At 42.9% G+C, this 9,866-nt stretch carries 5 protein-coding genes and 1 pseudogene; 3 read left to right on the forward strand and 3 right to left on the reverse strand.

Annotated elements, in window-relative coordinates; genetic code table 11:
- The 3 genes from AC4E96_RS12880 to AC4E96_RS12890 form a co-directional block, all read left to right on the forward strand.
- Positions 1 to 1,728 (forward strand): S9 family peptidase (locus tag AC4E96_RS12880; protein WP_490256102.1); only part of this gene is annotated, 1,728 nt, incomplete at its 5' end.
- Positions 1,729 to 1,848: 120 nt separating this feature from the next.
- On the forward strand, positions 1,849 to 2,745 hold the full coding sequence (locus AC4E96_RS12885; protein WP_488032404.1) for an ABC transporter ATP-binding protein: 897 nt from the start codon (positions 1,849 to 1,851) through the stop codon (positions 2,743 to 2,745).
- An 11-nt stretch (positions 2,746 to 2,756) separates the two neighbouring features.
- The gene (locus tag AC4E96_RS12890; RefSeq protein WP_490256103.1) at positions 2,757 to 6,317 is read left to right on the forward strand and encodes an ABC transporter permease/M1 family aminopeptidase; all 3,561 of its coding nucleotides are present in this window, start codon (positions 2,757 to 2,759) and stop codon (positions 6,315 to 6,317) included.
- 177 nt (positions 6,318 to 6,494) lie between these two features.
- Here the strand turns inward: AC4E96_RS12890 and AC4E96_RS12895 are convergent, their stop codons facing one another.
- From AC4E96_RS12895 to AC4E96_RS12905, 3 genes and pseudogenes are all read right to left on the reverse strand, one after another.
- Complete coding sequence (locus tag AC4E96_RS12895; RefSeq protein WP_490256104.1) at positions 6,495 to 8,315, reverse strand: protein adenylyltransferase SelO family protein; 1,821 nt, start codon at positions 8,313 to 8,315, stop codon at positions 6,495 to 6,497.
- A 48-nt stretch (positions 8,316 to 8,363) separates the two neighbouring features.
- On the reverse strand, positions 8,364 to 9,314 hold the full coding sequence (locus AC4E96_RS12900) for an MBL fold metallo-hydrolase (RefSeq protein WP_490256105.1): 951 nt from the start codon (positions 9,312 to 9,314) through the stop codon (positions 8,364 to 8,366).
- Between the two features lie 9 nt (positions 9,315 to 9,323).
- Positions 9,324 to 9,866: pseudogene (locus AC4E96_RS12905) on the reverse strand (hypothetical protein); the annotation flags it as partial.

Consider the following 9,866-nt stretch of genomic DNA (forward strand, 5'->3'; position numbering starts at 1 on the left):
AAAGAAGGCAAGATTCAGATTTATTTAAGAGACATGAAAACGGGTCTGACAACGCGTGTTACTGATGTTGCGATGACACCATCTGGTTTGAGCATTTCTCCTGATGGTCAACATCTTGCGTTTTCAATGTTTACACCTCGTAAAGCAAAGCCTCTATTTAGTTTAAACTTCAAACCAAAGGGCGCGAAGTGGGCAGACAATGCTCAATACATTGATGATACCTTGTTTCAACGCGACGGTGCAGGGATGAATCGTCCAGGTAACATGCAAGTCTATGTGGTTCCGGCAATAGGTGGTACACCACGCCAGATTACACATGGCGAATACGATTACGCCGGTCAACTTGCTTGGACAAAAGACGGTCAGTCGATTCTAGTGTCTGCTAATACTCGTGAAGACAGAGACTTTGATGTCTTCAATACCGATATTTTTGCGATTGATATTAAGTCTAAAAAAGCCACTCAGCTCACAAATGACAGTGGTCCAGAGGGCAATCCGTTAGTGAGTCCAAATGGCGAGAGTATTGCCTTTGTTGGCTTTGAAGATAACGGCAAATCAAACCAAATCACTTCACTTTATGTGATGGATATCGATGGTAAAAACATCCGCAACCTGACTCCAAAACTGGATAGATCAGTTGGCAACGTTCAGTGGGCTGATAACGGTAAAGGCCTGTATTTTAGCTATGACAATGAAGGTAAAAAAGTGGTTGCCTATTCAACCCTTTCTGGTGACTTAAAAATGTTAACCGACAATGTAGGTGGCATGAGCTTAGGTCGTCCATATACCTCAGGTCAGTTTGATGTCACGAATGACGGTAAAGTCGTTTATACACAATCTTTGGGCAACCGCCCAGCAGAATTGGCGGTAACAACAGGCCGAACAGGCAAGCGTCAATTAACGGACCTCAACGGTGATGTGTTTGATCACAAGACCCTAAACCAACCAGAACTATTAACAGTGAAAAGTTCGGTTGACGGTCGCAAACTGAATGCTTGGATTGTGACACCGCCAGATTTTGATCCAAAGAAAAAGTATCCAATGATTTTAGAAATTCACGGTGGCCCTCATACTGCTTACGGTCCAGGTTTTTCATCTGAGGTTCAGTTATTTGCCGCAGCCGGTTACGTCGTAGTTTACGGTAACCCACGTGGTTCAACATCGCGCGGCGCTGACTTTGCCAACCTAATTGATAAAAACTATCCATCAGAAGACTACAACGACTTGATGGACATGGTTGATGGCGTAATCAAAAAAGGCTATGTCGATGAGTCTAACCTGTTTGTGACAGGCGGTTCAGGTGGTGGTGTGCTAACCGCGTGGATCATTGGTAATACAGACCGTTTTAAAGCTGCTGTTGTTGCCAAGCCTGTGATCAACTGGGCGAGTATGATTGGTACGTCTGATATATATACCTTTATGAGTCGTTACTGGTTTACTGATTTACCTTGGAATGACTACGAGCAGTATTGGAAACGTTCACCGCTATCACTCGTTGGCAATGTGAAAACACCGACTATGGTATTAACCGGTGAGCTAGACGTCCGTACGCCAATGAGCGAAAGCGAACAATACTACGGTGCATTACGACTTGAAGGCGTCGAAAGTTCATTGGTTCGCATTCAAGGCGCGTATCACGGAATCGCCGCTAAGCCATCTAATTTAGCGCGTAAGGTCGGTAATATTTTGGCTTGGTTTGACAAGTACAAAGACAAAGCTGAAAAATAAAGTGATTAAATAGTACAGCAACAACTGTTTACAATTTATACACATAGATGATATTTCCAGCGTTGGTTCAGGTTGTTATAGTTTTTTATAGGAACAACTTGAACCAATTATGGAGATATTATGCTTACCATTTCTAACCTATCAAAAACCTACGAAAACGGGGTTAAAGCCCTTAACAATGTTAATTTAACGATTCCTAAAGGCATGTACGGATTGCTTGGCCCAAATGGTGCTGGTAAGTCATCCCTAATGCGCACAATTGCCACTTTACAAACGCCTGACTCAGGTTCAATTGTGTTTGATGGTATCAATGTTGTTGAAAATCCAAATGAGCTTCGTCAACGCCTCGGTTACCTACCACAGGACTTTGGGGTTTATCCAAGAGTCAGCGCTTATGACCTATTAGATCATTTAGCCATTTTGAAAGGCTTGGACAATAAGGCAGAACGTAAAGAAGCGGTTGAAGGTTTGTTGGCGCACACTAACCTATTTCAGCATAAAGACAAGGCGGTCAGTGGTTTTAGTGGTGGTATGAGACAGCGCTTTGGTATTGCCCAAGCTTTGTTAGGCGACCCAGATTTATTAATTGTGGATGAACCAACGGCGGGCCTAGACCCAGAAGAGCGCAATCGTTTCCACAATTTGTTAGTTAGCTTAGGTGAAGAAAAGGCCATTATTCTCTCGACTCATATCGTTGATGATGTTTCTGAGTTGTGTCCAAACATGGCGGTACTTGGTGCGGGTCGCATCTTGTTAGAGGGGAATCCAATCGAATTGACTGACCGCTTAAACGGTCGAATCTGGCGCAAATCAGTCAGCCAAGCTGAATTTAAAGAAATCGAAGCTAACATGGCGGTTATTTCTCAGCGTTTATTTGCTGGTCGTGTTGTTGTTCACGTGATGGCAGATAGCCAACCAGAGGGATTTGAAGTTGCACCGGCTAACTTGGAAGACGTGTACTTCTCTACGTTAAACGAAGCGCGCGCAAAAGACGCAACACCGGCTCAAGCTGCATAAGGAAATGTGTCATGTTTTTAAAAATGTTAGCGTTTGAGTGGCGCTATTACACTCGACAACCTTCGTTTTATGTCACGAGCCTAGTGTTCTTTTTGATACCGTTTTTGGCCATGGTCTCAGATAGTGTTCGCATTGGCGGTGGCGGAAATGTGTTATACAACGGTTCATTTGCTATTACCCAAACTATGTTGATCATGGGTATATTTTCGATGTTTTTGGTGGTGAATTTTATCGCTTCTACCGCGACTCGAAATGATACGACCAACATGTCAGAGATATTGTATAGCAAACCAATCAACCCTCTTTCATATCAACTTGGCCGATTCTTTGGTTCTTTCCTCGTAATATTGACTGTTTTTGCCATGGTTCCTTTGGGCACGTTAATAGGCTCAGTCATGCCGTGGTTAGACGCTGAGCGCCTGGGCCCGACAAACTTAAGTTATTACATTACGACGTATGTCTATTTATCAATGACGACCTTGTTTGTTCTGTCTTGTGTGTTTTATGCAGTCGGTCTTAAATTCAAGACGATGCTGTCTGTGTATGTAATGGCAATGGTGCTTTTCACTTTTTATATTATTAGTGGCTTTTTTGTTAACGAGCCAGAGTACCGTACTATTGCTGCGTTAACAGACCCTTTTGGTCTACGTACGTTTGCTGATGTCAGTCGTTATTGGACGGCGGCAGAGCGCAACACACAGATGTTAGAGTTCAGTGGCGTTTTAATGCAAAACCGTTTGATATGGCTAGCTGTCGGTTTAGTTGTTTTAGCGGTGTTTGGCGGCCTTGGAAAAAGGTTGGCATTGCCAAGTCGTGATACAAAAGTGAAAAAGGGTAAAAAATCAGAGGTTGTTGAAGCGCCACTAAATAATAAAATTGATTATCGTGGCAATACATTGTCTAACTTTATGAAGTTTAAACTACGTACAAAGTTTGAAGTTAAGCAGGTATTTTCAAGTCCAGCGTTTTATATCTTACTCGCATTTTCGATGATTAATATCATTGCTCAATTCTTTCTTCCAAACTCTATGTACGGCACCAATACGTGGCCATTGACCTTCCAAATGGTTGACCAAATTCAAGGTAACTTCAGCATTCTCTTTATTGTTGTTATTGCTTATTACAGTGCCGAAGTCGTTTGGCGTGAACGCAGTTCGGGCATGGGTGACATCGTTGATAGTATGCCTGTGTTCAACATGACGTTTTGGTTATCAAAACTGATCGCGGTTTGTCTGGTTGTGTTGTCGCTATATGGCATTGGTATGTTAACGACCATCGCATTCCAGTTAATTAAAGGCCACTCAAATATCGAAATCGGTCAGTATTTAACGAGCCTTGTGTTCTTCTATGCATTGCCACTGATTCAACTGGTCGTTTTATCATTTTTGATTCAGGTGCTAAGTCCGAACAAATACATTGGCATGATGATATTTGCAGCGTACTTCATATTGTCCTTATCAATGTCCCAACTGGGTTTTGAGCACAATATGTGGAATTTAGGAACCTCACCAATTTTCACTTATTCAGATATGAATGGTTATGGCTGGTATCTAACGACGCAATTCTGGTATATGACTTATTGGACTGCACTTGCTGTGGCTATGAGTGTTATTGGTTATGCAATGTGGCAGCGGGGCCCGCAAGTGTCGCTTAAGTCTCGGTTCAAACTTGTTGGTTATCAACTTGGGACTGGTGGTAAAGCAACAGTAGCAGCGTCATTATTAGTCTTCGTATTATCAGGCAGTTATATCTATTACAACACTCGAGTGCTTAATGAATACTACATCACTGACCAAACATTAGATTGGCAAGCGGAGTATGAGAAGACCTATAACGAGTATGTAGAAGATGAACTTCCAGAGATGAAAGATGTTCATGCCAAGGTTGATATACACCCAACTCAACGTCAAATCGAAGCAACCGTTGAGTTTACGGTAGAGAATACTTCTGACAAAGTCATCTCTCGTTTCTTAGTGAACCGTCCGAGCAATACGCCAACTTGGAGTGTTGAAATAGAGGGCGGTCAGTTAAGTGACATTGATCCTAAGTTTAATACGGCTTGGTTTGAGTTTGAGCAACCAATGCAACCAGGTGACGTTCGCCAAGGTCAAATGAAAATCCATCGTGTAAACAAAGGATTTAAAGACAGGAACTTCGATGTTCAGCTGGTTGAAAACGGCACGTTCTTAAATAACTACGAGCTTTTCCCAACCTTTGGTGTTAATCAAAACAATTACATCGCCGATCGCCACGAACGTCGCAAGCGTGATTTAGCGCCACCAGTACGTGCTCATAAGCTAGAAGATGAAGAACATCACGACGAGAGTTTCTTTGGTAAAGGCGTTGGCTTCATCAACTTTGAAGCGACGGTATCGACCGACCTGGATCAAATTGCTATTGCACCAGGCTATCTTCAAAAGGAATGGACCGAAAACGACCGCCGTTATTTCCATTATAAAATGGATGCGCCAATGGTGAATTTCTACTCTATTTTGTCCGCTCGTTACGAAGTAAAAAAAGTCATGCACAATGGGATCAGTGTAGAAGTGTATTACCACCCAACACACGATATGAACGTTGATGTAATGATTGAATCGACCAAGGATTCTATCGATTACTTTAGTGAAGCGTTTGGCGAGTATCAGCACAAACAAATGCGAATTATCGAGTTCCCTAGATATCGTGGTTTTGCTCAAAGTTTTGCTAATACGGTTCCGTATTCAGAAGATATTGGTTTTGTCAGTGACTTACGTGATGAGGACAATATAGACCCTGTCTATTATGTCACTGCACACGAACTGGCTCACCAGTGGTGGGGACATCAAGTGGGTGCGGCTAACGTTCAGGGTAGCGCTATTATTTCTGAAGCCTTATCGCAATACAGTGCCATTATGGTTATGGCCAAGCGTTATGGCGATGAAAAAATGCGTAAATTCCTTAAGTATGAATTAGACGCTTACTTACGCGGCCGTACCGCAGAAATTCTAGAAGAAATGCCGCTGTTTAAATCGGAAAGCCAGCAGTACATTCATTATCGTAAGGGATCGGTTGTGATGATGGCGATTAAAGACGAGCTAGGTGAAGAAGCGTTTAACGCGGGTCTGAAATCTTTCTTAAATGAATTCCAATATCGCAGTGAACCTTACCCAACGACTTTGGATTTAATGCGTCACCTCTATGCAGTAAGTAACGAAGAGCAACAAGCGTTTATCGCAGGTCAGTTTGAAGACATTGCTATTTACGACTTAAAAGCGACGGGCGTTGAAACCGAAGCGTTAGAAAATGGCCGCCACATGGTGACACTCACCGTTGATGCCAAACGCTATATTGCCGATGGAAAAGGCGAAGAAACAGAAACTGACTTCTCTGAAAACATCGAAATCGTATTGTTTAATGACGATCCGAATAGCTTAAGTGCAAAAGATCTGGTGCTTTACACCAAGAAGCACTTAATCAAAACCGGTCAAAACGTGTTAACAATAGAAGTGGATAAACTTCCTAAGTTTGTCGGTATCGACCCTTTTGTTAAGTTAATTGACCGCGATAGTGAAGACAACGTATTGAAGCTGTAATCACTAGACAGTCGTTCTGTCCTAACTGCTGAAAGTGGCTTTGGACGGAGCCGTGGACTAACCTTAAAAAAGCTCGCGATTGCGAGCTTTTTTATTTTCCAAACTATTTATTAGCCTGCTAGATTACAACTCAACTAATTGATAACAACCTTTTGTATTGGAAGAACAACCGTTAACCTAAGAAGAGCAACTGTAATGAGACACACCACCAGAGAATAAATATTGTGGCGGGCGCAGAGTGTAATACTTTTGTTTTTGTTCTTCAGTACCTTCGTTATAAGGATTAGCGAATAACTCCTGTAACTCGTGAATCAAGCCATACTGTCCTTTTTCTGCTTCTTGATAAGCAGGCACGACTCGCCATTCACGCCAAGTGTACTTAGGGTTAGCTGTTTGCATTTGTTGTTTGATAGCACCACGCTGGTGGTCTTTCAACGAGTCCAACTGGAGGGCATTTTGCCACTGAGTTAACCAGGTTTGCCAACGAGCGGATAACTCTTCTGAAGGCTGTCGGTAGAAGCTGTTTTCTAAGTCACTTAATTCATTTGGAAGATGAGATAGCTCTCTGAAGAAAATTGTATAATCAACACCTGTATTGGCCATCAAGGTTATTAGCTCAACAAAAAGATCGGAGTCATATTGCTTTAATCCGAGCTTCTGTGCCCACATGTTATTGAGCTGTTTTTCCATATTCTCAGCAAAATTGTCTTCGATGACTTCCAATGCTTGTAATGCCTTAGAGATGTCATCTTGTCCTGCTGTGTCAGATGCAATGTCGCGGCAAATTGAGTCTTCGTTGTTTTCATTTTCGTCATTTAAGCTATTGGTGTTAATGCTATTAGTGTCCATTCCCTCCAACAGCGTCTTTAAGCTTTTACAAAACATATCGTAGTTTTTCTTGGCGGCAGCAGGCTGGTTAAAGAAAGAGAAATGACGACCACCGCCTGTCCAAGGTTGGAACGCAGGCTCAAACAATTCACAATAACCAAAAGGTCCATAGTCCAACGTAAAACCACCAGCGGCACAGTTGTCGCTATTAAAGTTACCTTGGCAAAAACCAACGCGTAACCAGTTTGCGACGAGATTAATGAGTCGTGATTGAAATTGGCTAGCAAGCTCTACGACTTGTTCAGCAAAAGATAAGTCTGGGTTGATGTCTTTGGCGTATTCACGAGCAATGAGATGTTCGATTATCTGCTTGAGTTCTAGGTGGGCATTTGGGTGCTCGTTACTTCTGGCACGGCGTGCGAATAACTCAATTTGACCAACACGAATAAAAGACGGCGCGACACGAGTCGAAATCGCCACAGGATTTGAAACCATTATCTCGGGATCGGTGGACTGTGAGTTTGGGTGATACCAAGGTCGGTCAACACGCTCAGTCAGCGAGGTATACAAGGTTAGTGAGCGAGATGTAGGAACGCCGAGAGCGTGCATGAGTTCCTGGGCCAAAAACTCTCTAACACTCGAGCGCAACACAGCTCGGCCATCGGCGCCTCGACAATATGGTGTTGGTCCTGCGCCTTTGAGCTGCATTTCCCAGCGTTGTCCGTTTAACACAGCTTCGACAACTGAAATAGCACGACCGTCACCATAACCGTTGCCGGTATGAAAAGGACACTGCTGAATATATTCGGTGCCATAAATAGACAAAGCATAACCTGTCGCCCAGCCTGCCGATTTCATGTTTTCTGGAAGAGCAGTCATATCGCCAGAAAAGAGTCGAACAAAGCCTTCATCTGTTGCCAAAGAGTCGTCCAAACCACACTCTTCAAAAAACGATTTACTGTGCGTTATATATTGAGGAGAGGCGATGGGTGTTGGTTTTACTGGTACATAATGACCTGAAAAAACTTGTCTCTCTCTGTGATCCATGCCGTCTGCAGTAGACTGAGGATCGGGAGTTAACGATTGAAGAAAAGAATAATCGGTGCACTGAGCAAATTCTTTAAGGCTTGAGATTAACGGCGGTGCAGGTTGGTTGTGTGCTGAAGGCATAAATGGCGGGACTCCTTGGTGACGAAAATGTCAGTTTAGCAAATTATATTAATTAAGCGGATAAACAATAAAGTTATCCGTCACCACTCTTTTCGGTGTGTCATTGTCCTGCAAAATCTTATTGAGTAAATGCAAGTCTATAACAGACATTGGCAGTGCTGCCTCATTAGGTTGATAGGTACTGCCCATTTCATAATCCACGCCGTCTTCAGCTGACATTTCAATGTGAGTGCCCATGACCGCAGAGACTGAATTGTTACTCGCAAAGTCACTTAGTTTCTTGATGCTTGCTTGAAAGGCCACCCAGTCTTTGACGTAAAGTCTTCCTGGATAAAGACTGTCACCGGTTAACAACCACCTGGTTTGCTCATCAAAGATAGCGACTGACTCACTTTGATGGCCAGGGATCGGTAAGACAGTCAATACTCGACCACCCAAATCGAATTGTACTTGGGTATCTGGCCAAGGAGATGTCTCGCTATAGCCAAAAGCGACTTTTACCGCTGTCAATTCAGGTTTGATCAAAGTCACGTTGGGTTTGTCAATGAACTGTGTGTCACCAGCCACATGGTCACTGTGGCTGTGAGAGTGACTCACGATAATTTCAAAATCAGATGGGGTTTGACCTGTATTTTGCGCTCGTTGCTCGACGAGTTCGATGATAGTTGTATAAAGCGGAAATTCATCAGCATCGGCGGTCGCCCCAGTATCCTGAACAAAGACTTTGTCCTTACCAAACAACACGTAAATAAAAGGCGCTTCGTAGTGCTGACACTTGTTTTGACGCAAAATGTAAGTGGATGGCGAGTATTGGTAAACTTCTAACGCTGGGTCTGAATTAAACCAGCAAAACCTTGAGCCGTGTCGCCATTGGTGATTGGTGAGTTGGGCTAAGGCATCGGACTCAGCGTCAGTATTTTCATTCGCGCTGATATTTAAAGTAACAAGGTTTAGTATAATTACACCCAAAAATGCCACAGAGTTTATGTTCGTTTTCACAATAAATCCTTATTTAAAGTCGCGCGTTTCGAAATACAAAATTTGCTGATTTTTGCAGAATCCTAAAACGTTTTTTAATGTATCGAGTTGGTTGATTTGCGCAAGTGTATTTTGCTCGACTTGTTCGAGAGTTGAAGCTGAAAACATTGGCATTTTGAGACTGGTTGGCTCTTCACAAGATTGACCAAGCACAATAAGATCAAACGATGGTCTGGTTTGAATTTGGTGAATATAAAACGCCGAATTCGAGCCCATCGCCACAGCGTCAAACTCCATTAACCTGTCTTTTTTAGCGGGTAACTCAGCAAGCGCTCGTTTATAAACGGGTTTCTCAAATTCAAAATCATTGTCCAACAACCAAGGTTTGCCGCCGCGTTCAAAGTGGCCGGTAAATATTTGAGTCGCGATGTCTAACGGCTGACCATTGACTAGGATATTTAAATCAAACTTTGCCGGTAAAATCGTCACCGTTTTTAAACTGGCTAATTCAGCGATGATTTGAGATTGGTACTGGGATTTAACCTTATACAACAGCTGAAAGTCATGTGGCGC

The organism is Psychrosphaera sp. (assembly GCF_982872775.1).

Excerpts from the sequence above, each read along its gene's own strand:
- AC4E96_RS12885 (WP_488032404.1), top strand. The coding sequence starts at position 1,849 with ATGCTTACCATTTCTAACCTATCAAAAACCTACGAAAACGGGGTTAAA.
- AC4E96_RS12890 (WP_490256103.1), top strand. The coding sequence starts at position 2,757 with ATGTTTTTAAAAATGTTAGCGTTTGAGTGGCGCTATTACACTCGACAA.
- AC4E96_RS12895 (WP_490256104.1), bottom strand. The coding sequence starts at position 8,315 with ATGCCTTCAGCACACAACCAACCTGCACCGCCGTTAATCTCAAGCCTT.